The sequence below is a fragment of the Corynebacterium sp. CNJ-954 genome (assembly GCF_001942345.1).
In the GTDB taxonomy this organism is placed as follows: domain Bacteria; phylum Actinomycetota; class Actinomycetes; order Mycobacteriales; family Mycobacteriaceae; genus Corynebacterium.
The window spans coordinates 103,898-126,845 of the sequence record NZ_MKKI01000044.1 but is presented as its reverse complement, the minus strand read 5'-3'; the positions used below and the strand labels follow the sequence as shown (position 1 = coordinate 126,845).

Here is a 22,948-nt window from a genome sequence, read left to right as displayed (position 1 = left end):
CTCGATGACCAGCTTCCGCAAGATTCGGGGGACGGTCTACGACGCCTCCCTGAAACAGCTCTTCCGTCTCCGGGCCGAGCGGATTCACGGGCTGATGTCGGGTGCCCTCTCCGCCGGTGCACGGTCGGCGTCGGTGCGTGCGGCTCTGCGGCGGAGCCTCGTCGTCACCGACCCGGTGCTCGCCCAGACGGTGGCGGGTGTCCGTTTCCCACGCCCGCTGGGGTTGGCCGCCGGATTCGACAAGAATGCGACGGAGGTCGACGTCTGGGGCCCGTTGGGATTCGGATCTGCCGAGGTCGGCACCGTCACCGCCGTACGCCAGCCTGGCAACCCCACTCCCCGACTGTTCAGGTTGTCCGAGGACCGGGCCCTGCTGAACAGGATGGGTTTCAACAATGACGGGGCGCAGGCTGCCGCGAACCGTCTACGGACCCGGGTCGAGTCCGAGCCCGTGGGGGTGAACCTCGGGAAGACGAAGGCGACCCCGGCTGACCGGGCTCCGGCGGATTACTTCGAGTCGGCCAGGGCCGTCGACGAGGTCGCCGACTATCTGGTGATCAACGTGTCGTCCCCGAACACCCCGGGGCTCCGGGACCTGCAGGCGGTGGAGAGTCTCCGACCGATCGTGGACGCCGTCCGCCGGGCCAGCGACCGTCCCCTGTTCGTGAAGATCGCGCCTGACCTGAGCGACGCGGACGTGGACGCGGTGACCGACCTGGCCCTGGAACTCGGGCTCACCGGGCTCATCGCCACCAACACGACCATCAGCCGGGAGAACCTCCGCACACCGTCGTCCGACGTGGCCGCGCTCGGCGCCGGTGGCATCTCGGGAGCCCCCGTCGCCGCCCGGTCCCTGGAGGTTCTGCGCAGAATCCGGTCACGCGCCGGAGACAAGCTCGTCCTCATCGGCGTCGGCGGCATCGAGACCCCGGAGCAGGCTTGGGAGCGCATCGGGGCCGGTGCCACACTGCTTCAGGGGTACACCGGTTTCATCTACGGTGGGCCGGACTGGATCCGCGACATTCACCGGGGGCTGGCAGAGCAGGTCCGCCGCCACGGCCTGATGAATCTCTCGGAAGCCGTGGGTGCCGACCTCCCCTGGATCGACTGACGCCGTTCAGCCGGTCAGTTCTCCGCCCAACCCCACAGCAGGCCCCGGGCGGTGGCGGTGAAGTTCAGGTTGAAGCCGAGGATCGTCGGCGTGGACCTGTCGTCGATCTCCAGGAACTGCGGGAGTGCGTGGACGGCGAAGATGTAGCGGTGGGGCCCGTGGCCGGCAGGGGGCTCGGCACCGTAGTACCCACGGCTGCCTGAATCTCCCCGGAGGGCGACTGCACCGTCGGGGAGCCCCGCCAGTTCCGCGTCACCGGTCCCCGCGTCCAGCGACGTGACGGACGCCGGGATGTTGAACACGGCCCAGTGCCAGTAACCCGACGTCGTCGGCGCGTCCGGGTCGTAGCAGGAGACGGCGTAGGAGACGGTGCCCTCAGGGGCGCCGGACCAGGACAGCTGCGGGGAGACGTCACTGCCACCGAGCTGGGCGGCGGGGAGCCGGTCGCCGTCGTTGAAGTCCGCGCTGGTGACGGTGAGCGCGGGGAGGTCCGTGACTGGAGCGTACGGATCCGCCGCAGGAAAGCGGTCGTCGAGGTACGTGGCTGGTGGTTACGGGGTGAGTCGCTCATGTCCCCCAGTATGCCGCAGGAGTACCTGCCCTGCAGAAACTGATTCTGTTCATATATTTAGGTGTCATGATGTCCGGAGGTTCCTGGCCGAGTCCCCCGCCCGGGCTCCCCAATCGCCTGGTTGACCTGTGGTTCCTGGTGCGACGGGCCGATGATTTGTCACCGTCGTGCCGACTCGTTATAGTTACCGGAGTGCGACGGACACAGGGTTGAAATTCAACCGTTACCGTGTCCGGCGTCCGCATCCATGTCCGGGTGGCGGAATGGCAGACGCGCTAGCTTGAGGTGCTAGTGTCCTATTAACGGACGTGGGGGTTCAAGTCCCCCTCCGGACACCACAGAAGAGACCCACTACGGTGGGTCTCTTTTTTCGTTCACCCCGCGTGCGGAGGGCACCGTCGTGGAAATGAGGCAGGACATGACCAGGAACCAGCGGTTGTCGCTCATCGGACTCGTCTTTCTCGCACTGGTCGTCGTCGTGGCGACGATCCTGCTCCCCACCCCGGGGCTCGACACGGTCCGCAACAGTGTCCGGGGTACCGGGACCCTCGCCTGGGGCACCTTTCTGGTGCTGATGGTCGGTGCGACGCAGCTGCCCGTTCCCCGCACCGTGTGGACCGTGTCTGCAGGCTTGCTCTTCGGACCGGTCGTGGGCAGCCTTCTCGCACTCACGGGCATGGCGGCGTCGGTGACCTTGTCACTGGTCCTCCTCCGGTGGATCGGCGGCCCGGCGGTACGACGGGCCGAACGCAGTCCGCGCTTCAGGTCTCTCCAGGCGGCGTTGGAGGACCGTGGATGGGTTGCGGTGCTCGGCCTGCGGATGATCCCCGTGGTCCCCTTCAGTCTGCTCAACTACGCCTGCGGGCTCAGTCGAATCCCCCTGCTCCCGTGTGTGCTGGCCACCGTCGTCGGATCAACGCCGCTGACGGTGGCCGTCGTTGCGTCCTCCGACGTTCTCGTCAACGGCGGCGAACCCTGGTTCCTCGCGGTCAGTGCGGCTCTCGCGGCGACCGGTGTCCTGCTGACGGCCGGTGAATGGCGGCGGGTACGTGCGCGGTTGTCCGTGGAACCCACTCCGGTCAAGCCCTCACCGTAGACAGAAACTGTATGATGGCGGGCATGTACTCCGTCCACGCCACCTACCGGGGCTCCTCGCTCCGACGCGCCGACTATGTCCGACAGGTCGCCGACGCACTGGGGAACGCCCACAATGTCGTCGAGGTCCGGGTCCACGGTCCCGAGGAGTTCACGGTTCTCGCCGATGACGCGGACAGCGCGGCCGGCGTGGTCATGAACCTCATCCAGGCCGGCGATTTCGCGGTCGGAATAGGCGCGGTCCTCGGCGACGGTGGGGACGGCACGGATGACCCTGCCGACGCGGCCCTACGGGACCATCTCGTCGCCGCTGCGGCACGTGCGGTCCGCGGTGCGCGTCGTCCCGGCGTCATCCAGGCGAGGGTCGAGACGCCCGGCCCGGGAGGTGTGCAGGCGTCCGGGCTCGGGGCGGACATCGCCGGAGACATCGCGGCGGCGTTCACCCTCGTCTCCCACGTGCTGAGCCGCCGTACCTCCGAAGGGAGGGAAGCGACGGCACTGGTGAGGCAGGGCCATCTGCAGAGCGAGGCCGCTGAGATGGTGGGGATCTCGAAACAGGCTATGTCTCAGCGTCTGGCTGCTGCGGGGTGGCAGGCTGAGCAGGCGGGGTGGCTTCTTGCTGTCCATATGTTGGCCAGGACGGAGACTCTTCACCCGGCGTGACCGCGGCCTGTGCCGTCTGATCGGTCCCTGACGGGACCGGAGGGTTGTCCGGGTCGTCGACCGACCGGTTGGCCACGGCATTCGCCTCAGCCACCGCCTTGGCGATTTCCGGGGCGGACTCGGTGCTGAACCAGTCGTCGGACGTCGTTTCATTGGCCACGTCCCGCAGGGACTCGTCCACCGGCGCCGGTTCATAGCGGAAGGTGCCGTCGTCGTCCTTGTTCGCGAATGCCTTGGCGAACTGCTCGAGGGAGTCCCCGAACTGCATCGGCAGCATCCACACCTTGTTCGCGTCGCCCTGGGCCATCTCGGGAAGCTTCTCCAGGTACTGGTAGGACAGCACCTCCGGGGTGACCTGGGACGATTTGATGGCCGCGGTGACTTTCTGGATGGCCTTCGCCTGTCCCTGTGCCTCGAGGTACTTCGCGGCGCGTTCACCCTCGGCCAGCAGCATCCGCGCCTGCCGTTCCGCCTCGGCGGAGAGGATCTGTGCGTGCTTGTCGCCCTCCGCTCCGAGGATCCGGGCCTGCTTCTTGCCCTCGGCGGTCTTGATGTCGGATTCGCGCTGACCTTCCGCGGTGAGGATCATCGCCCGCTTCTCACGGTCGGCCTTCATCTGCATCTCCATCGACTGCTGGATCGACGGCGGCGGATCGATCGCCTTGAGCTCCACGCGGCTGATCCGTAGGCCCCACCGGGTCGTGGCGGCGTCCAGTTCCCCACGCAGCCGACGGTTGATGACGTCGCGCGAGGTGAGCGTCTCCTCGAGCGTCATGCCACCGACCACGTCGCGCAGCGTGGCGACGGAGATCTGCTCGACACCGATGATGTAGTCGTTGACCCCGTAGATGGCGCGTGCGGCGTCGTTGATCTGGAACGTCACCACGATGTCGATGGCGACGGTCAGGTTGTCCTGCGTGATCACGGCCTGTGGAGGAAACGAGACCACCTGTTCACGGGTGTCCACCCGGTCGCGTACCCGGTCGATGAACGGGACCAGGATGGTCAGGCCACCCGACACCGTCCTGGTGTAGCGGCCGAGGCGTTCGATGACGGCCGCCTCCCCCTGGGGGATCAGCGCCACGGACTTGAACAGCGCGACCGCCACCAGGATCACGAGGATGATGAGCAGGATGCTCAACGGACCCATGGTTCACACTCCCTTCCACACCACAGCCGTGGTGCCTTCGATGGAGACGACCTGCACACGGTCCCCTTCAGCGAATGATGTTCCGGGGTGTGCCGCCCGGGCTGACCAGATGTCGCCGGCGATACTCACCTGTCCGGCGGAACTGTCGGAGGTAACGACGCTGAGCACCTCAGCGGACTGCCCTTCGAGCTCCTTGGAGGTGAACTCGCGGGCCTCCCCCTGGGCGATGTAGCGGCGGCGCAACACCGGCCGCAACAGCAGCAGGGATGCGGCGGAGGTGACGCCGAACACCCCGACCTCGGCCCATACCGGTATACCGATGGCCGAGACACCGGCGGTGGTGAGGGCGGCGACCGCGAGCATCAGCAGCGTGAAGTCCATGATGAGGAACTCGCCGACCGCGAGGACGGCCGCTGCAATCAACCAGATAATCGGGCCCATGGCCGCAGAATATCAGTTCACGGGAGGTTAGGCTCCGTGACGAAGTCAACCAGGCGTTCCACCGCACCGATCAGGGTGGCATCCAGGTCGCGGAATGTCTTCACCTTCGAATAGACGTGTCGCCAGCCGTCCGTGGGGGTGCCCCATCCCAGGCGTCGGCACACCCCGGTCTTCCAGTCCTCACCGTAGGGAACCGTCGGCCAGGCCCGGATACCGACCGTCTCGGGTTTCACGGCCTCCCAGATGTCGATGTACGGGTGCCCGGTCACCATGACGTCCGGCCCGAGTCCCCGGGTGAGGCGGGACTCCTTCGAGCCCTCCACCAGGTGGTCGGCGAGGACCCCGACCCGGCGTCCGGGACCGGGACGGAAGTCCTCGAGCATGGCCGGGAGGTTGTCGAGACCTTCGATGAACTCCACCACGACTCCTTCGACACGTAGGTCATGCCCCCAGACCTGCTCGACGATGGCGGCGTCGTGCAGGCCTTCGACCCAGATCCTGGACGGTGCGGCGACCTTGGCACGGACGTCCTTGACCCGTCGGGAACCGGAGTTCGACCGCTGCGGGTCCTGCGGGGTCTCCGACGTCGCCACATGGCGGGTCAAAGTCACCGGCCGTCCGTCGATGAGGAATCCGCCCGGGCGCATCTTGAACAGCCGGTCGCGCCCGTGCCGGTCCTCCAGACGCACGAACTGCCCGTCATAGGTCTTCTCGAAGCCGACCACCGCACCGACCCAGCCACCGTCCGCGACCTCCACGACGGTGCCGGGCGCTGCCGGTACCTCAGGTAGGTCCGGGCGCCGGGCGTGCCCGGAGGAGACAGAGGTTCGGGAGGATGCGGACCCTCCGAGAATGTCACGGCCGTACCTGTCGTTGAAGCTCATGGACACCGACTCTAGGCTAGGTGCAATGTCGTCCAGTAACCCCGCCGGTGACACCACCGGCATGATGAGGGGCACCCCGTTGCGTGAACAACTGTGGTCCCCGGTGCAGAACACCACCGTATGGCTGGGATGGTGGCTCCACGGAGTGGTGTCCGCCGATGACGTCATCGACGCATTCCAGGACGTCCAGGGGCCGGCCCATGCCCTGCTCGTCGATCCCGGGGGTGACGACCCCTTCGACGGCCGGTTCAGCGACCGGCCGACGGGGCTCGTCGACCTGCTCCACGCGGTGCGCGAGGTGACCAGGGATCTGCCCGTCGAGATCTCCTCCCGCCCACTGGTCAGCCTCGTCCTCGCCGGACCCGGTGACCCACCGGCACTCCCCGCAGGGTCACGTGGGGCGACCGCTGTCTCACGGGCAGGAGCGGGAATAGCTGTGGCGGACGCAGATCCCCTGGTCACCCACGTCGTGGTGCCGGAGGTCGTGGACACGTCCCTGGTGCAGTGGGTCTGGTACCGCTGTGTCGGACGCGTCCCGGCCGGTGAGTTCTACGGTCCCGGTGAGGCCGACGCGAAGCTCAGGGAGGCCACCGACGCTGCGGCGACCCTGGTCGAGCAGTCGGGGAACACGCGGATCCGGCACCGCTCCCCCCGTCTCGCCGTCGGTGCACTGACGGACTTCTTCGGACTTCCCGGTCTGCCCGCCGGGGTGTCCCCGCGCGCCGAGAAGCTCATGGCCCGGGCGGATGTCGTCGCCTCGGTCATCGAGGTCACCCGCTCGACGGATCAGGGTGCGACGCTCGACCCCCATCTGCTCCCCCTGGCGGGCGCGGTACGCACCGCGAGAATCACCGCAGTCGATCACGCGATGCGTGAACTCCTGCGGTGACGCTGCAGTCGGTACGTCGGTACCGGCTACTCGATCATGCGCACTGCCATGGGTTCGATACCGTCCCACCTGACCGGCGAAACCTTGACGACGTCGCCGGACTGGGGTGCCTCGAGCATCGTCCCGTCGCCGAGGTAGAGCGCCACGTGTGAGCTTCCGCCCGCTCCCCAGAAGAGCATGTCGCCGCGTTGGGCGTCGCCGACGGGAACCTGTGTGCCGGAGGTGTACTGGTAGCCGGAGTACTTCTCGAGCTGGATCCCGACCGCGGCGAACGAGTAGACCATGAGGCCGGAGCAGTCGAAGCCGACCTTCGAGTAGTCGCCGTGGGAGTCGGCGACCCCACCGTCCCGCACCCCGAGGGTGGGACCGTCCTGGTTACCTCCACCCCAGGCGTACGTCACGCCGAGCTGGCCCATGCCACGGTCAATGACCCGTTCGATCTGTTCCTCGCGCGTACCGGAGGCATCGGGTTCGGCGGGCTGTTCCCCACCGGGGTTCGACGGCGGCAGGCCGGGATCGACACCCTCCTGCCCCTGCGGGAGATTCGCGTACGCTTCTGCCGCCGCGTCCCGTCCTGCGGTAGCCGCGGCCTCGAACGCTCCGTCGGGGTTGCCTTCGAGGTGGGAGTTGATTCCCGCGAACGCCGCCTGGCCGGCGGCGTTGACGAGACCGTCGATCGCCGCCTGTCGGAGTTCATCGCCTTCGGAGCTGCCCTCGAAACTCCCGGGGATCGCGTCGACCCCGGGGACCTCCGCCGAGCCTGCGGCAGGATCCTCGGCGGGATCGCCCTCGACGTCGGGGACTCCCTCACCCTCAGGATCCACCTCGGCCCCGTCACTTCCGACGCTGCCGTCGGTGGCCTCATCCGGGTCCTCGGGAACCGTCTGATCATCGTCAGGGACAGCGGAGCCGTCGCCGGAGCCGGAGGAGGGGTCGGGGGTCTCGGGTCCGACGACCTCGTCCTTCATACCGACTGCGCCGGAGGTACCTGAGGCGCCGGTGGTCCCGGCAGACCCGGTGTCTGCGGAGTCGTCAGTGTCGTCAGTGTCGTCGCTCGCTTCGACGCGGTCGGCGGCGGCCTCGGCGGCCCTACGCTTGTCGAAGGAACTGGCTGCGGCGTTCGCGGATACCTTGTCCACCGCCTTCTTCGCCGCCGCCAGCCGGTCCTTCGCTTCGGAGAGCGAGTTCTTGACCCGGGTCAGCTCCTTGGACTTCTCCGCGATCGACGACTGTGCGTCAGTGAACGCCTGCTCGGCCGCACTGTGCGCCTTCAGCGCGTCCTGGACGAGACCGTCGGCGTCGTCACGGGACACACGGAGCGACGATTCCTCGTTGGCTGCCTGAGTCCGCGCGAGGTCGAGGCGGTCGATGTCCGCCTGCTGCTTCTCTGCGGCCAGTCGCATGTAGGTTGCGCGGTCGATGTTGTCGGCCGTCGCGTCCGATCCGGAGGCGAGGACGACGGGGGCCGCGTCTCCGCCCTGGGTGTAGGCGGAGCGAGCGATGTCGTCGAGGGTCGACTGCGCGTCCTGGACGTCAGAGTCCGAGTCATCGAGGCGTCCACGGGCCTCAGTGACGTTGTTCTGGGCCTCCTGGGCTGCGCGCTGGCTCCGGTCGACATCGACACGGGCCTTGTTCACGGATTCGCGGAGGCCGCCGAGTTCCAGCTCCAGGGAGGAGACTTCACCCTCTGTCGTGGACACGGCACCGACCAGGTCAGCGAGGTAGGCCTCGGCGGTCTGGTCTGACGAGCTCGAGGAGTTGTCGGAGGGGGCCGCGACGGCGGTCGCCGCGGGGACGGTGAGTCCTGCGGCCACCGCGAAAGACAGCAGTGCCCGAGTGGACCGGACGGTCGACCTGCGGGCTGTGCCGCGGGCGTTCAGTCGAAGTGCCACGGTGAGTCTCTCCTTGGGGTGGCGTACCGGGTCAACTAGGTCAAGCCGTCGTCCTTGACATATCCCGGTACGGCCACCTGTCCACCGCGCTTCCCCGCGAGGTGGTCCAGGGCCCGATACCCAGGTTCCGGAGGGCCGGTTGTTCACCGCCGGAATTGTCACGAACAGGTCTCGTTCCGATATCGGATCGTTACCAATTGACGACAACTGAACCGTAAGACACTCAAGACACATGCGAAACCCGAACCTCACTAATCACATAAGAATCACGAGGAACACTTGTCACGCTGTGTGCCTTGACCTGCAGGGGAGATCACATACAACCATATTGTGATCTTTGTCACATTGATGGTGCCATCGGCGTGTCTGATTGCGACAATGCGGCGCATCATACTCAAAGTCTGAACCTTGACTTGAGCATCGACAAGTCACCGACCTTGACCTAGGGAGCAACATCGTTCGCTGTCCCCGGTCCTGGGGTCGGTCGGGACTGGTGTGGAAACGGTCCGTGCCGCGTGGTCAGCGGCGGTAGCTCAGGGCCGCGAACGCGGCGGACACTGCCACGGTGAGGAGGATGCCGACGATGACGGCCACGACAATGGCGGTGAAGTCCGGCTCGGATGCATCAGCATCGGCGAGGAAGTCCGCGACGTCCTGCGGGGCCGTCGAGCCATGGAGCATCCCCTGGTTGGACTCGATCTGGAAACGGGACATGTCGTCGCTGACGACCTGGGTGTTGTGTGGGGCCCGCACCACGACGGTCTGTGCCCCGTCGGAGTCGTCGGAACGGGTGGAGTCCTTGACGGTCTGCGCGAGATTCCGCAGCCCCGTCCCCTCTGCGGAGGTGCTGTCGAGGATCACGACATCTATCCCCTGGTGTGCCAGCTCGCGATATCCGGAGATCTCTGACGGGGTGAGGTCATCGCCTGCCTGTGAGTCCGAGAACCCGGACTCGGCGATGTCGTCGAGCACCGCCTGAAGGTCGACATTCTCGAAATCCACGGTTGACTCATTTCCTGGCGGGGCGGGAGTTGTTATCTGGCTGTATAGATTTTTAGCATCCGGACGGGACGTTCGGGGGTGCCGACACGCGGGCGTGCGAGAGCCGGAATCACTCCGTCCTGCAGTTATGAAGCATTACGGTCGTACTGTTATAGTGGTTCTGACGGAATCCGCGACGACTGCTGACACAATGGTGGCAGTCCGCGTCGGCGCCACTCTTCCCGGTGCCGGGACAAGGTCCAGACGAGGTCCGGAGGTCCACGCGGCGGGATGACGTCAGACGAACGTCACACAACTGACGACGATAACGAGAAGAGATTCAGGAGCACTGTCGTGACTGAAAGCAAGAATTCCTTTGGAGCAGAGGGGACTCTCGAGGTCGGTGACCGGTCCTACAAGATGTACCGTCTCAGCGCGGTCCCGGGCATGGAGAAGCTTCCCTACTCGCTGAAGGTCCTCGGTGAGAACCTCCTCCGTAACGAGGACGGTGCGAACGTCACCCGCGAGCACATCGAGGCCATCGCCAACTGGGATCCGTCCGCGGACCCCAGCATCGAGATCCAGTTCACCCCCGCCCGTGTCGTCATGCAGGACTTCACCGGTGTGGCCTGCGTGGTCGACCTGGCGACGATCCGTGACGCGGTCGTCGCCCTCGGCGGTGACGCAGACGAGGTCAACCCGTTGAACCCGGCCGAGATGGTCATCGACCACTCCGTCATCATCGAGGCGTTCGGTGACGAGAACGCCCTCGAGCGCAACGTGGAGATCGAGTACCAGCGCAACGAGGAGCGCTACAAGCTCCTGCGGTGGGCCACCGGTGCCTTCGACAACTTCCGCGTCGTCCCGCCCGGAACCGGCATCGTCCACCAGGTCAACATCGAGTACCTGGCACGGTCGATCTTCGACAAGGACGGCATGGCCTACCCCGACACCTGCGTCGGCACCGACTCCCACACCACGATGGAGAACGGCCTGGGCATCCTGGCTGGGGCGTCGGCGGCATCGAGGCCGAGGCCGCGATGCTCGGCCAGCCGATCTCCATGCTCATCCCGCGCGTCGTCGGTTTCAAGCTCTCCGGTGAGATCCCCGTGGGCGTCACCGCCACCGACGTGGTGCTGACCATCACCGACATGCTGCGCCAGCACGGCGTGGTCGGGAAGTTCGTCGAGTTCTACGGCAAGGGTGTCGCAGAGCTGCCCCTGGCCAACCGCGCCACCATCGGCAACATGTCCCCGGAGTTCGGTTCCACCGCCGCGATGTTCCCCATCGACAAGGAAACCGTCGACTACCTGGCACTGACCGGTCGCGACCAGGAGACCCTGGACCGCGTCGAGGCCTACGCCAAGGAACAGGGCATGTGGCTCGACCCGGAGAACGACGCCGTGTACTCCGAGTACCTCGAGCTCGACCTCTCCACCGTCGTGCCCTCCATCGCCGGCCCGAAGCGCCCCCAGGACCGCATCGAGCTCTCCGACTCCAAGGCACAGTTCCGCAAGGACCTGCACAACTACGCCGACAGCAACTCCGGCAACCCGGACGCGCAGGACTTCGTCGCCGAGGGCGGCAATGTCGGTGGACACACCGGCACCCCCACCACCGCCGCCGACGCCAAGGGCAACCTCCCGTCCGCGGCCGCCGGCAACCAGGGTCGTCCGTCCAACCCGATCGAGGTCAACTACAACGGCAAGGACATGGTCCTCGACCACGGCATGGTGGGCATCGCCTCCATCACGTCCTGCACCAACACCTCGAACCCCTCCGTCATGGTCGGCGCCGGCCTGCTGGCCCGCAAGGCCGCCGAGCTCGGCCTGCAGTCCGCACCGTGGGTCAAGACCTCCATCGCGCCCGGCTCCCAGGTCGTCACCGGTTACTTCGAGAAGGCCGACCTGTGGAAGGACCTCGAGGCCATGGGGTTCTACCTCGTCGGCTACGGCTGCACCACCTGCATCGGTAACTCCGGCCCGCTCCCCGAGCCGATCTCCGAGGGCATCAACGAGGCCGACCTGGCCGCTACCGCCGTGCTGTCCGGTAACCGTAACTTCGAGGGACGCATCTCCCCCGACATCAAGATGAACTACCTGGCGTCCCCGATCCTCGTGATCGCCTACGCCATCGCCGGCACCATGGACTTCGACTTCGAGACCCAGCCGCTCGGCCAGGACAAGGACGGCAACGACGTCTTCCTCAAGGACATCTGGCCGTCCACCGAGGAGATCGAGTCGGTCATCAAGTCCTCCATCACCAAGGAGCTCTACTCCGAGGACTACGCCGACGTCTTCAAGGGCGACGAGCGCTGGCAGTCCCTGCCCGTGCCGGAAGGCAAGACCTTCGCCTGGGACGACAACTCGTCCTACATCCGCAAGGCCCCCTACTTCGACGGCATGGAGCCCACCCCGGGCCCGGTGTCCGACGTCGAGGGTGCCCGCGTCCTGGCACTGCTGGGAGACTCGGTCACCACCGACCACATCTCCCCCGCATCGTCGATCAAGCCGGGCACTCCCGCCGCCCAGTACCTCGACTCCAAGGGCGTCGAGCGCAAGGACTACAACTCCCTGGGCGCCGTCGTGGTAACCACGAGGTCATGGTCCGCGGTACCTTCGCCAACATCCGCCTGCAGAACCAGCTTCTCGACGGCGTGACCGGCGGCTACACCCGCGACTTCACCCAGGAGGGTGGACCGCAGTCCTTCATCTACGACGCCTCCGTCAACTACCGCGAGCAGGGCACTCCCCTGGTCGTGCTCGGTGGTAAGGAGTACGGCACCGGTTCCTCCCGCGACTGGGCCGCCAAGGGCACGCTGCTGCTCGGCGTCAAGGCCGTCATCGCCGAGAGCTTCGAGCGCATCCACCGTTCGAACCTCGTCGGCATGGGCGTCATCCCGCTGCAGTTCCCCGAGGGTGAGTCCTGGAAGTCCCTGGGCCTGGATGGCACGGAGACCTTCGACCTGGCCGGTATCGAGGCGCTGAACGAGGGATCCACCCCGGACACCGTCCACGTCACCGCGACCAAGGGAGACGGCACCGTCATCGAGTTCGACGCGGTCACCCGCATCGACACCCCCGGTGAGGCCGACTACTACCGCAACGGCGGCATCCTGCAGTACGTCCTGCGCAACATGATGAACAACAAGTAAGACCCGTGTTCATCACCCGCCCGCCCCGCGGCTTCCGTGAGGCGGGCGGACGTGTACCGGAAAGGGGCACTGTCCATGCCTAAGGTCAGTGAGACCGACCTTTCCGAGCGGCGCACCGACATCCTGCGCGCGGCCAGGACCTGCTTCGTCACCTACGGGTACGACGGTGCCACGGTCTCGCGTCTGGAGAAGGAGACCGGCAAGTCGAGAGGGGCGATCTTCCACCACTTCCGGAACAAGGAGACCCTGTTCCGGGAAGTGGCCCACCGCGACATGGTCCGCATGACCGACCTCGCCGGGAACCGGGGCATGATCGGCCTGATCCGGTACCTCCTCGAGGATCCCGAACTCGCCGAATGGTGGGGCCTGAGGGTGGAGATCACCCGCAGGATCCGCCTTGACGACCAGTTGCGGGATGCCTGGGAACAGGACCAGAATGCCCTGCGCACGGCGGTCACCGAGCGACTCGAGGAGCAACGCGAGTCCGGCAGGCTCCGTACCGACATCTCCACCGCCACCACGCTCCAGTTGCTGGAACTGGTGCTGGAGGGGGTCATGGCGCACCTGGTGTCGGACCGCGAGAGCGGCCTGCTCCCCGAGGCGCTCGACATCGTCGAACAGTCCCTGCGTTCTTCGGAGAACCGGGACTGACCACCACGCCCACGCACCGCTCGGCACACGGCACCCACCGATCAGAGCCCTACCGGCCCGGTGGGTGCCGTCCTTTACCAGACAAGTAGCATGGTGTCCCATGATCGCGATCATGACCGTCACCGGACGGGACCACACCGGAATCATCGCAGCCGTGTCGACCGCATGTGCTGAGCTGGAGATCAACATCCGTAACGTCTCCCAGACCATCATGGACGACTGGTTCACGATGATCCTGCACGTCGAGCTTCCAGACACGCTGTCGGTCACCGACGTCAACGGACGGATGTCTGAGGTGGAGCAGAGGGAGAAGCTGGTCATCACGGTCCAGTCGCAGGCGATCTTCGACGCGATGCACGAGATCTGAGGTACGCCGACCAATGACTGCATTCCTGCCTTCGTCCTCGATCCTCGAGACCATCGAGATGATCCAGCGTTACCGCCTGGACATCCGCACGGTGACCATGGGGATCAACCTCCTGCCCGCGGTCCGTGCCACCCCGGAAGCCACCTGCGAGGCCGTCTACGACCTGGTGACCTCCCGCGCCGAGCGCCTCGTGCCCGTCTGCAGCGGCATCGAGGAGGAACTCGGAGTCCCGATCGTCAACAAGCGCATCTCCGTCACCCCGGTGGCGCTGGTGTCCTCGGCGGTCCCGGGTTGCGACCCGGTCGATATCGCCCGCGCCCTCGACCGCGCGGCTGTGGCGGTCGGCGTGAACTTCATCGGCGGATACTCCGCGCTCGTCGAGAAGGGCGGTTCCGCCGGGGACAAGCGTCTGATCCGGTCGATTCCGGAGGCGCTCAGTGAGACCGACGTGGTCTGTTCCTCGGTGAACATCGCGTCCTCCCGCGCGGGCATCAACATGAACGCCGTGCGCGAGATGGGCCAGGTCGTCAAGGACTGCGCCGAGGCGACCTCGGACCGCAGCTCCATCGCCTGCGCGAAACTGGTGGTCTTCGCCAACTCCGTCGGGGACAATCCGTTCATGGCCGGGGCGTTCCACGGGATCGAGGAACCCGACTGCGTGATCAGTGTCGGCGTCTCGGGGCCCGGGGTCGTCGACCGCGCCGTCGCGGCACTGGGACCGGAGGCCTCCCTCAACGAGATTGCCGAGGAGATCAAGAAGGCGGCGTTCAAGGTGACACGCACCGGGCAGCTCGTCGGCACGATGGCCGCCGACCGGCTCGGCGTCCCGTTCGGGATCGTGGACCTGTCCCTCGCCCCGACCGCCGACATCGGCGACTCGGTCGCCCACATTCTGGAGCACATGGGGCTCGGACAGGTCGGTGGACACGGCACCACCGCCGCCCTGGCCCTGCTCAACGATGCGGTGAAGAAGGGCGGCATGATGGCCTGCTCACGCGTCGGAGGTCTCTCCGGCTCCTTCATCCCGGTATCGGAGGACGCCGGGATGATCGAGGCGGTCCGGGCCGGGAACCTGACCATCGAGAAGCTCGAGGCGATGACCGCGATCTGCTCGGTCGGCCTGGACATGATCGCGATCCCCGGTGACACCCCGGCGTCCTCCATCGCGGGCATGATCGCCGACGAGGCGGCCATCGGCGTGATGAACCACAAGACCACCGCCGTGCGGGTGGTCCCCGCGGTCGGCACCGTCCCCGGCGACGACGTCGACTTCGGCGGCCTGCTCGGCCACGCGCCGGTCATGCCGGTCAGCACCGTCAGCAGCGCGGAGTTCATCGCACGCGGCGGCTACATCCCCGCCCCGGTCCACGGATTCCGTAACTGAGGGGCCGACGGACGTGCCCAGGATATTCACCCACGCCCGCAGCGCCACCGTCATCGCCGACCCGAATGACCTGATTTCGACGGCATACGAGGAGGGGCGATTCAGTACTCACTGTCCCCTGCCCCCGGACGATGCCGCGGTGACGGAGGCGCTGCGCGGCAACGGGACGATGCCCGTCGCCGGTGCCCGGCTCTTCGGGCTGGCGACCGCACAACTCGTGCTGGTCGTGTCCGCCTGCGCCGTCGCTCTCGTCGGCCTGCTCCTGCTCGGTGCGGGCTCGGTGTCCGGCGTGGGTGTGGGCAGCGTCCTGCTCGTGCTGGGGGCCGGGATACTGGCGTTCACGGTGCTGTCCGCGCGGAGTCGCAGGAGGAGACTCGTGGCGCTGGCGACGGCATGGCAGAACGGTTGGCTCCGCTTCGCGCCTGCCCGGGTCGGTGCGGTCTGGGTCGACCGTCGCGTGACACACGGCCGGGCCAACAGCCAGGGAGCCAACCAGGACAACCGGTACTGGTTCCGGGCCGTGGTGGAGGTGCACCCCACCGACGGAAGCCCGACGTTCACCGTGGTCACGGATCCCTTCCAGGCGCTGGCCAACCGTGACGGCGTGCCGCATGACCTGGTCAGCGCCCCGAATCCGGTGGATGCGTTCGAGCCGGAGTACACCAACGGGTGGACTGTCGCGCGGTATGTGGCGGGTCCGACGGAGACCATGGCAGCCTCCGCGACCGTCACCACGAACCTGTCGTCGACGCAGATCGGTGCCGCCCTCAGAGCTGCCGGCGTGCGGTGACCCGGGACGGGGCCGGCACTGAGCGGCGCAGTTCCATCTCCCGGAGCCCGGCGATGTCCGGCGCCCCGACCAGTGCCATGGTCAGATCCAGGTCGGCCAGGACGTTCTCCACGACCTCGCGGACGCCCTGCTCGCCGGCCACGGCGAGTCCGTACATGTGGGGCCTCCCCAGCAGGACGGCGTCCGCACCGAGAGCCAGCGCGACAGCGACGTCCCGCCCGGTCCGGACACCGGAGTCCAGCAGGACGGTCGGTCCGTCGCCGATGCGTTCCCTGACCTCGACCAGGGCGTCGAGCGACGCCACCGCACCGTCCACCTGACGTCCCCCGTGGTTGGACACGATGATCGCGTCCGCCCCGACGTCGAAGGCGCGCTCCGCGTCATCGGGGTGCAGGATCCCCTTGAACACGACCGGTAGCGATGTACGCTGCTTCAACGTCGCCAGCAGGTCCCAGTCCAGGCCCGGGTTCGAGTAGATGTCCAGGAACGTCTCCACGGACGCCCGGGGCTCCGGGGACAGGAGGTTGCGGAACGTGGGGCCAGGATGGTGGCGGGCGATGGAGAGCAGGGACGCGACCGCCGCCGGGGTGACGCGCACCCCGCCGGTGCCGCCGGAGACCTTGTCCCGGAGACGCTGCCGGACGATCCGCAGGAACCGGTTGTCGGAGGTGTACTGGGCGATGCCCTGTCCCCGGGAGAACGGCAGGGACCCCAGGTTGAGGTCCTGCGGGCGCCAGCCCAGCACGGTGGTGTCGAGCGTGACTACCAGCGCTCCTGCACCGCTGTCTTCTGCGCGGGCGATGAGGTTGTCGACCAACTGCTCATCCGTCGACCAGTACAGCTGGAACCAGTGTCCAGTATTTTCACTTGACTTTCCCGGTGTCCGTGCGCCCTGGCATGCTGCGGCAATGTCCTCCAGTGCCGAGCTGCCCTGGTTGCTCACCACGTACGGAACGTCAGTGCGCCCCGCGGCGCGGGCGATCATGAGGTCACTGTCCGGATGGACGAGTGCGCCGGCTCCGACCGGGGCGAGCAGCAGCGGCGATGACAGCTCCTGCCCTAACACCGTCGTCGACAAGCTTCTTTCCTTGACACCGTGTGCCATACGGGGAACGATCCGGTAACTGTCGAAGGCTGCCCGGTTGCTGTCGTGTGTCCGCCCCTCCCCGGCGCTGCCGTTGATGTAGGCCCACGCTTTCCGGGACATCGTCCGACGGGCCGCACGTTCCAGGCCGACGGCGTCGGTGGGGACGGCCGGACGGATGCCGGACACCCCGGAGCGGTAGATGGTGTCCTGCCGGGCACGGCCGGCGCTGGGCTGGGTGGGATCGGGAGTGTGGTTCGTTTCCATCCCCCGACAGTATCCTCCGGAAAACTCCGGTCAGGCCAGTTCCACGATATCCATGTACGCGTCCGACCACAGGTCCTCGTCGCCGTCCGGCAGGACGATCACGCGTTCGGGCTCCAGCGCCCTGACCGCACCCGGGTCGTGGGTGACCAGGATGACGGCGCCGGTGTAGGTGCGCAGAGCATTGAGGACCTGTTCGCGCGACTGCGGGTCGAGGTTGTTGGTCGGCTCGTCCAGGAGCAGGACGTTCGCCCGCGAACTCACCAGCGTCGCCAGGGCGAGCCGCGTCTTCTCACCGCCCGAGAGCGTCCCGGCCGGCTGGTTGAGCTGCTCGCCGGAGAACATGAACGCACCGAGGAGGCCACGGAGGTCCTGCTCGCCGGCCTCAGGGCAGGCCTGGATCGCATTGTCCCAGACGCTGGCGTCCGGATCGATCGTGTCATGCTCCTGGGCGAAGTAACCCACCTTGAGTCCGTACCCGCTGACGATGCCACCTTCTCCGTCCGTCCGCTCCACACCGGCGAGGAGTTTCAGCAGGGTCGTCTTGCCGGCTCCGTTGAAGCCCAGGACGACCACACGCGAACCACGGTCGACGGCGAGGTCGACGCCGGCGAAGACCTCCAGGGAGCCGTACATCTTCGTCAGGCCCGTGGCATTCATCGGTGTCTTCCCGCACGGAGCAGGTTCGGGGAAGGAGATGTTGGCGTACTTGTCGTCCTGGCGGACTTCGTCGAGGTCGTCGATCATGCGGTCCGCGCGGGCGATCATCTGCTTGGCAGCGGCCGCCTTCGTGGCCTTCGCGCCGAGTTTCGCCGCCTGCTGACGCAGGGCCCCTGCCTTCTTCTCCGCATTGGCCTTTTCGCGACGCCGACGGGCCTCGTCGGTGGCGCGGGCGTCCAGGTACTTCTTCCAGGTCATGTTGTAGACGTCGGCCTCGCCGCGCACGGCGTCGAGGAACCAGACCTTGTTGACGACGGCCTCGAGGAGCTCGACGTCGTGGGAGATCATGACCAGGCCACCCTCGTGGCGCTGCAGGAAGTCACGGAGCCAGGAGATCGAATCCGCGTCGAGGTGGTTGGTGGGCTCGTCGAGCAGCAGTGTCGTCGCCGACCGTCCTGACCCGGACGTCGCGGCGAAGAGAATCTGGGCGAGCTCCACGCGGCGACGCTGACCACCTGAGAGCGTCTTGAGCTGCTGGTCGAGGATGCGCTGCGGCAGGCCGAGACCGTCACAGATACGGGCCGCCTCAGAGTCGGCCTCATAACCGCCGAGAGAGGCGTACCGCTCCTCGAGACGGCTGTACTTGATGATGGCGGCGTCGCGCTGGGAGTCGGTGCCGGACTCCATGAGCTCCTGCTGGCGGTCCATCGAGGACCGCAGCTGGTCCAGTCCGCGGGCCGAGAGCACGCGGTCGCGGGCGGTCTGTTCGATATCGCCCTCCTTGGAGTCCTGCGGGAGGTAGCCGATCTCACCGGCACGGGTCACGGTACCGCCGTAGGGCTCGCCCTCACCGGCGAGGATGCGCATGGAGGTCGTCTTCCCGGCACCGTTACGGCCGACGAGGCCGATGCGGTCCCCCGGTTGGACGCGGAGCTGCTGGCCGGGCGCGTTGAGGAGGGTGCGAGCCCCCACCCGCACCTCGAGGTCCTGAGTAACAATCACAACGGTCCATCGTATCACCGAGGCCCTGCAGTCGTGGAGGTGGGCGCCGCGCTCTCCTTCTCCCCCCTAGGGAGAGAGCCGCGTCGATCCTCTGGTCGAGGTTCGCGGGCGACCCACCCACCACTTCCGCTGAGTTCCGGAACAGCAGGGCCCCCCGAGCCTCCGGACATCTGGTCCTTCCGGCCGGGGCCTGTTGGACAGATATCAATATAAACTTTTTACGCTCATTTGGATAGTGTTTCGTGAACGATACTTACTCTGCACATCAGACTCGGGGGTAAAGTCATGCACGTGGACGCGACGAGACACGGCGAGGATCTCCCGTAGCCATGCTTATGAGCCCACCTTTTGCTGATAATAAGGAAGCCTACAGTAAAGTCACGGGTGTGGGGGTGCCGCTGCTTCAGCTCCGTCGACCCTGGTACCCCGTCGACCACTGCCGAACGATCGATTCAGGAGCCCGCCAGCATGCACATCGCCGTCATCGGCCTCGGCCCGGCCGGAGCACTGCTCGCCCACCGGGCCGCGACGACCGGTTGGACGGTGGACGCCTACGACCCGCGGTGCGAGGCGACCTCCACCGGCGACCTCCTGCTCCCCCGGTGGACCAACACCTACGGCGTCTTCCTGGACGACCTTCCCCCGTGGGCGCGTACCGTACTCGCGTTCTCGGCCGTCTCCCCGGCTCTCGAGGTACACACCCCCCGTCGACGTACATTGACCGGTCGGGCGTACGGCATGATTGACCGGGACGCCACACGGCAGCGGTTGTCCGCCGCCGGGAAGCGACTGAACCTGCACCGCCGAAAGGTCGACGACCCGGATCCGGGGCTGTTGGAGGTCGATGTCGTCGTCGACTGCCGGGGGGTCGTCGACCGTCCCGGGGACATCCGTCAGATCGCGTACGGCGTTGTCCTGGGATCGTCTGGTGAACACGACGTCCCCGCGGTCTTCATGGACTGGCGTCCCGCCGTCCCGGACGAGGACACCGCGGAGCCGCCGGGACCGCCCAGTTTCCTGTACGTGCAACCCGTCGAGGGCGGGACGTTGTACGAGGAGACGATCCTGGTGACCAGACAACAGACCCGGCCGATGATCGACCTCCTGAAGCGACGGCTCGCTGCCCGTGTGCCCGCTGTCGGCGCAGCGGCGGAACTGTCGCCCGTCATCGCCACCGAGACGGTCCACTTCCCTGTCGACCGCCGGGTGCGTGGCTGGTACACGGGCGTCCGTGCCGGCCTCGCGGTGTTCGGGGCTGCGGGCGGGATGACACATCCGGCCACCGGATACTCCGTCGCCGAATCAGCGGCCACCGTCGACCGGATGCTGCACCTCCTTGACCACGGCAGACTCCCCCGGGGGGAGCGGCTCTCGGCGGCGCTGGCCCACCGGCTCCGGCTGCTCGGTGCTGAACTGGTCACTGTTTCCGACGGGCGTACGCTACAGCGTTTCTTCGACGCCTTCTTCGACCTGCCGCCGCGACTGCAGTCTTCCTACCTGGCCGGGCAGCACGGCGGACGGGTCGCCGTGACGATGCTGTCACTGGCTCGGTATCCGCGGCGGGTGCTGCCGTTCCTGCGTCCGCTGCCCGGGATGCTGAGGGACATGCTTCTCACCCGGCGCTCGTCCTGACGCGGGAACCAGAAAAGCCACCATGTGGGGGACGCGTACAGGCCTGTACGCGTCCCCCACATGGTGGCTATTGCCGGGGCGGCCGGTGCCGGTGCCCCGTCACACGCTGAAGCCGAGGTACCGCAGCTGCTCCCGACCGTCGGCGTTGATCATGTGCGGGCCCCACGGCGGGGACCAGACCCAGTTGATCCGGAGCGCCGAGACCTCTTCGATACCGTCCACCACGGCGGTGGTGGCCTGGTCCTCGAGCATGTCGGTCAGCGGACACGCCGGTGAGGTCAACGTCATGTTGATGACCGCCTCGGTGCCCTTGTCGGTGCGCTCCACCCAGACCTGGTACACCAGGCCGAGGTCCACGACGTTGATTCCCAGCTCGGGGTCGATGACGTCGAGCATCGCCTCCTCGATCTGGTCGGAGAGCATCACGTCCTCCTGCGAGATCTCCTTCGGAGGCTCCGGGACGGCGTCCAGTGGATTGGGGTCCATCTGCGGGGACGACGGCTCGGCGGCGGTGCCGGTGGCCGTGTCGGTGGTGGTGTCGTCACTCATCGTGGATCCTTACTTCTTGTTGGTTGACTCGCTCGTGGCGGCCTCGAAGGCCTTCCACCCCAGCAGTGCGCACTTCACGCGGGCGGGGTACTTGGATACGCCGGCGAAGGCCACGCCGTCGCCGATGACGTCCTCGTCACCCTCGACGGTGCCGCGGGAGGTCACCATCTTCTCGAACTCCGCCAGTTTCGCCATGGCCTCGGGCACACTCAGGCCGGTGAGCTCCTCAGCCATCACCGACGTGGCGGCCTGGCTGATCGAGCATCCCGTGGCGTCGTAGGAGATGTCGGTGACCGTGCCCAGGTCGTCCGACAACGTGACACGCAGGGTGACCTCGTCGCCGCAGGAGGTGTTCACGTGGTGGACCTCGGCGTTGAACGGCGTCCGGAGTCCCGCGTGCTGCGGATGCTTGTAGTGGTCCAGGATGACCTCCTGGTACATCTGCTCAAGTTTCACTGGGGCTGCCTCACGTTCTGGTCCTCCTCGGCGACGGTACCGAAGAACCGCTGGGCGGCACGGACGGCGTCGACCAGCGCGTCGACCTCGTCGGTGGTGTTGTACAGGTAGAAGCTGGCGCGGGCCGTCGCCTGGACGCCGAGGGCGCGGTGCGCCGGCCAGGCACAGTGGTGACCCACCCGGATGCACACGCCGTTGTCGTCGAGAACCTGTCCGAGGTCGTGCGGGTGGATTCCGTCGACGACGAAGCTGACTGCGGAACCACGGTCCACGTTGTCGGTCGGTCCGATGATCCGCAGACCCTCCACCGTGGACAGCCGCTCGAGGGCGTAGCCGGTGAGGTCGTGCTCATGCGCGGCAACGTTGTCCATGCCGATCTTCTGCAGGTACTCGACGGCGGCACCCAGACCGACGACCTGTGAGGTCATCTGGGTCCCGGCCTCGAAACGCTGCGGAGGGGCCGCGTAGGTCGTCTTCTCCATGGTGACGATCTCGATCATCGACCCACCGGTGAGGAACGGCGGCAGGCTCTCCAACAGGTGTGACTTGCCGTAGAGCACGCCGACGCCGTTGGGACCGAGCATCTTGTGCCCGGAGAATGCGGCGAAGTCGACGTCCAGGGCGTGGAAATCCACCGGCATGTGCGGCACGGACTGGCACGCGTCCAGGACGAAGAGGGCACCGACAGCCCGGGCACGGCGTACGGCCTCCACGACGTCGAGCTGGGCACCGGTCACGTTGGACTGGTGGCTCAGTGCGACGACCTTGGTGCGCCCGGAGAGTTCGAGCTGTCGAGGTCGATGCGCCCGTCGGGGGTGGCCGAGTACCACCGCAGCGTGGCGCCCGTGCGTTGCGCGAGTTCCTGCCACGGCACGAGGTTGGCGTGGTGCTCGATCTCCGAGATGACGATCTCGTCGCCCGGGCCGACCGCCAGGTCACCCGCACGCGGGTCGCCCAGCATGAAGGCGACCTCGTTGAGTGCCTCCGTCGCGTTCTTGGTGAACGCGATCTCCTCGTCGGCAGCACCGACGAACCGTGCGACGGCGTCGCGTGCAGTCTCGTAGGAGTCGGTCGCCTCCTCGGCGATCTCGTAGGCACCACGGTGGACCGGGGCGTTGTGCTCCGTGAGGAAAGTCCGCTCGGCGTCGAGGACCTGGAGCGGCCGTTGCGCGGTCGCACCGGAATCCAGGTACACGAGTGGACGACCGTCCCGTACCGTGCGTGACAGGATCGGGAAGTCCGCCCTGATGGCGGCGGTGTCCAGTGGGGTCATTCGTT

18 protein-coding genes, 1 tRNA gene and 3 pseudogenes are annotated in these 22,948 nt (G+C 67.0%); 11 read left to right on the top strand and 11 right to left on the bottom strand.

Features of this window, described 5'->3' with window-relative positions; all coding sequences use genetic code 11:
• Positions 1-4 precede the first annotated feature (4 nt).
• On the top strand, positions 5-1,111 hold the full coding sequence (locus tag BJF89_RS15700) for a quinone-dependent dihydroorotate dehydrogenase (RefSeq protein WP_075816111.1): 1,107 nt from the start codon (positions 5-7) through the stop codon (positions 1,109-1,111).
• Positions 1,112-1,125: 14 nt separating this feature from the next.
• On the opposite strand, the pseudogene BJF89_RS15695 reads toward BJF89_RS15700, so the two are convergent.
• Positions 1,126-1,653, bottom strand: a pseudogene (locus BJF89_RS15695) (YbhB/YbcL family Raf kinase inhibitor-like protein); the annotation flags it as partial.
• Between the two features lie 278 nt (positions 1,654-1,931).
• Between BJF89_RS15695 and BJF89_RS15690 the strand changes: the two are divergent.
• From BJF89_RS15690 to BJF89_RS15680, 3 genes are all read left to right on the top strand, one after another.
• A tRNA-Leu gene (locus tag BJF89_RS15690) sits at positions 1,932-2,020 on the top strand.
• Positions 2,021-2,100: 80 nt separating this feature from the next.
• On the top strand, positions 2,101-2,778 hold the full coding sequence (locus BJF89_RS15685) for a TVP38/TMEM64 family protein (protein ID WP_255372695.1): 678 nt from the start codon (positions 2,101-2,103) through the stop codon (positions 2,776-2,778).
• Between the two features lie 23 nt (positions 2,779-2,801).
• Complete coding sequence (locus BJF89_RS15680) at positions 2,802-3,440, top strand: DNA-binding protein (RefSeq protein WP_075816110.1); 639 nt, start codon at positions 2,802-2,804, stop codon at positions 3,438-3,440.
• Here the strand turns inward: BJF89_RS15680 and BJF89_RS15675 are convergent.
• From BJF89_RS15675 to BJF89_RS15665, 3 genes are read right to left on the bottom strand one after another with little or no spacing between them, the layout of a single operon-like run.
• On the bottom strand, positions 3,337-4,590 hold the full coding sequence (locus tag BJF89_RS15675) for an SPFH domain-containing protein (RefSeq protein WP_075816006.1): 1,254 nt from the start codon (positions 4,588-4,590) through the stop codon (positions 3,337-3,339). The genes BJF89_RS15680 and BJF89_RS15675 overlap by 104 nt on opposite strands.
• Before the next feature lie 3 nt (positions 4,591-4,593).
• Positions 4,594-5,031 carry an NfeD family protein gene (locus BJF89_RS15670; protein WP_075816005.1) on the bottom strand — a complete coding sequence of 146 codons (438 nt, stop codon included), beginning with the start codon at positions 5,029-5,031 and terminating at the stop codon, positions 4,594-4,596.
• 17 nt (positions 5,032-5,048) lie between these two features.
• Positions 5,049-5,915, bottom strand: a complete 867-nt coding sequence (locus BJF89_RS15665; RefSeq protein ID WP_187344726.1) for a DUF3097 domain-containing protein — start codon at positions 5,913-5,915, stop codon at positions 5,049-5,051.
• 25 nt (positions 5,916-5,940) lie between these two features.
• On the opposite strand from BJF89_RS15665, the gene BJF89_RS19045 reads away from it, so the two are divergent.
• Positions 5,941-6,804, top strand: coding sequence for a hypothetical protein (locus BJF89_RS19045; RefSeq protein WP_187344725.1), 864 nt, complete (start codon positions 5,941-5,943; stop codon positions 6,802-6,804).
• A 26-nt stretch (positions 6,805-6,830) separates the two neighbouring features.
• Here BJF89_RS19045 and BJF89_RS15655 read toward each other — a convergent pair whose 3' ends face one another.
• Both BJF89_RS15655 and BJF89_RS15650 read right to left on the bottom strand, forming a co-directional pair.
• Entirely contained in the window at positions 6,831-8,696 is a 1,866-nt protein-coding gene (locus tag BJF89_RS15655) for a DIP1281 family NlpC/P60 protein (RefSeq protein ID WP_255372694.1), read from the bottom strand.
• A 519-nt stretch (positions 8,697-9,215) separates the two neighbouring features.
• Entirely contained in the window at positions 9,216-9,698 is a 483-nt protein-coding gene (locus BJF89_RS15650; RefSeq protein WP_075816003.1) for a DUF6676 family protein, read from the bottom strand.
• A gap of 333 nt (positions 9,699-10,031) precedes the next feature.
• On the opposite strand from BJF89_RS15650, the pseudogene BJF89_RS15645 reads away from it, so the two are divergent.
• From BJF89_RS15645 to BJF89_RS15625, 5 genes and pseudogenes are all read left to right on the top strand, one after another.
• A pseudogene (locus BJF89_RS15645) lies at positions 10,032-12,831 on the top strand (aconitate hydratase).
• A gap of 75 nt (positions 12,832-12,906) precedes the next feature.
• A complete protein-coding gene (locus tag BJF89_RS15640) occupies positions 12,907-13,482 on the top strand; it encodes a TetR/AcrR family transcriptional regulator (protein ID WP_075816002.1) in 576 nt (191 codons plus the stop codon).
• 100 nt (positions 13,483-13,582) lie between these two features.
• Positions 13,583-13,849, top strand: coding sequence for an ACT domain-containing protein (locus BJF89_RS15635; protein WP_075816001.1), 267 nt, complete (start codon positions 13,583-13,585; stop codon positions 13,847-13,849).
• A gap of 13 nt (positions 13,850-13,862) precedes the next feature.
• A complete protein-coding gene (locus BJF89_RS15630) occupies positions 13,863-15,233 on the top strand; it encodes a PFL family protein (RefSeq protein ID WP_075816000.1) in 1,371 nt (456 codons plus the stop codon).
• Positions 15,234-15,246: 13 nt separating this feature from the next.
• The gene (locus tag BJF89_RS15625; RefSeq protein WP_075815999.1) at positions 15,247-16,023 is read left to right on the top strand and encodes a hypothetical protein; all 777 of its coding nucleotides are present in this window, start codon (positions 15,247-15,249) and stop codon (positions 16,021-16,023) included.
• Here BJF89_RS15625 and BJF89_RS15620 read toward each other — a convergent pair.
• Both BJF89_RS15620 and BJF89_RS15615 read right to left on the bottom strand, forming a co-directional pair.
• Positions 16,001-17,374 (bottom strand): alpha-hydroxy-acid oxidizing protein, encoded by a 1,374-nt coding sequence (locus tag BJF89_RS15620; RefSeq protein ID WP_075815998.1) that lies wholly within the window; start codon positions 17,372-17,374, stop codon positions 16,001-16,003. The genes BJF89_RS15625 and BJF89_RS15620 overlap by 23 nt on opposite strands.
• Positions 17,375-17,404: 30 nt before the next feature.
• Entirely contained in the window at positions 17,405-19,033 is a 1,629-nt protein-coding gene (locus tag BJF89_RS15615) for an ABC-F family ATP-binding cassette domain-containing protein (protein ID WP_075815997.1), read from the bottom strand.
• A 468-nt stretch (positions 19,034-19,501) separates the two neighbouring features.
• Between BJF89_RS15615 and BJF89_RS15610 the strand changes: the two genes are divergently transcribed.
• Positions 19,502-20,665: a lycopene cyclase family protein gene (locus BJF89_RS15610; RefSeq protein WP_075815996.1), complete on the top strand. Its 1,164-nt coding sequence runs from the start codon at positions 19,502-19,504 to the stop codon at positions 20,663-20,665.
• 99 nt (positions 20,666-20,764) lie between these two features.
• On the opposite strand, the gene BJF89_RS15605 is transcribed toward BJF89_RS15610, so the two are convergent.
• The 3 genes and pseudogenes from BJF89_RS15605 to BJF89_RS15595 all read right to left on the bottom strand — a co-directional run bounded on the left by BJF89_RS15605 (position 20,765) and on the right by BJF89_RS15595 (position 22,943).
• Positions 20,765-21,214, bottom strand: coding sequence for a metal-sulfur cluster assembly factor (locus BJF89_RS15605; RefSeq protein WP_075815995.1), 450 nt, complete (start codon positions 21,212-21,214; stop codon positions 20,765-20,767).
• A 9-nt stretch (positions 21,215-21,223) separates the two neighbouring features.
• A complete protein-coding gene (sufU, locus tag BJF89_RS15600) occupies positions 21,224-21,670 on the bottom strand; it encodes a Fe-S cluster assembly sulfur transfer protein SufU (protein ID WP_075815994.1) in 447 nt (148 codons plus the stop codon).
• Positions 21,667-22,943: pseudogene (locus BJF89_RS15595) on the bottom strand (cysteine desulfurase). The gene sufU and the pseudogene BJF89_RS15595 overlap by 4 nt, the downstream one beginning before the upstream one ends.
• Between the last annotated feature and the right edge of the window lie 5 nt (positions 22,944-22,948).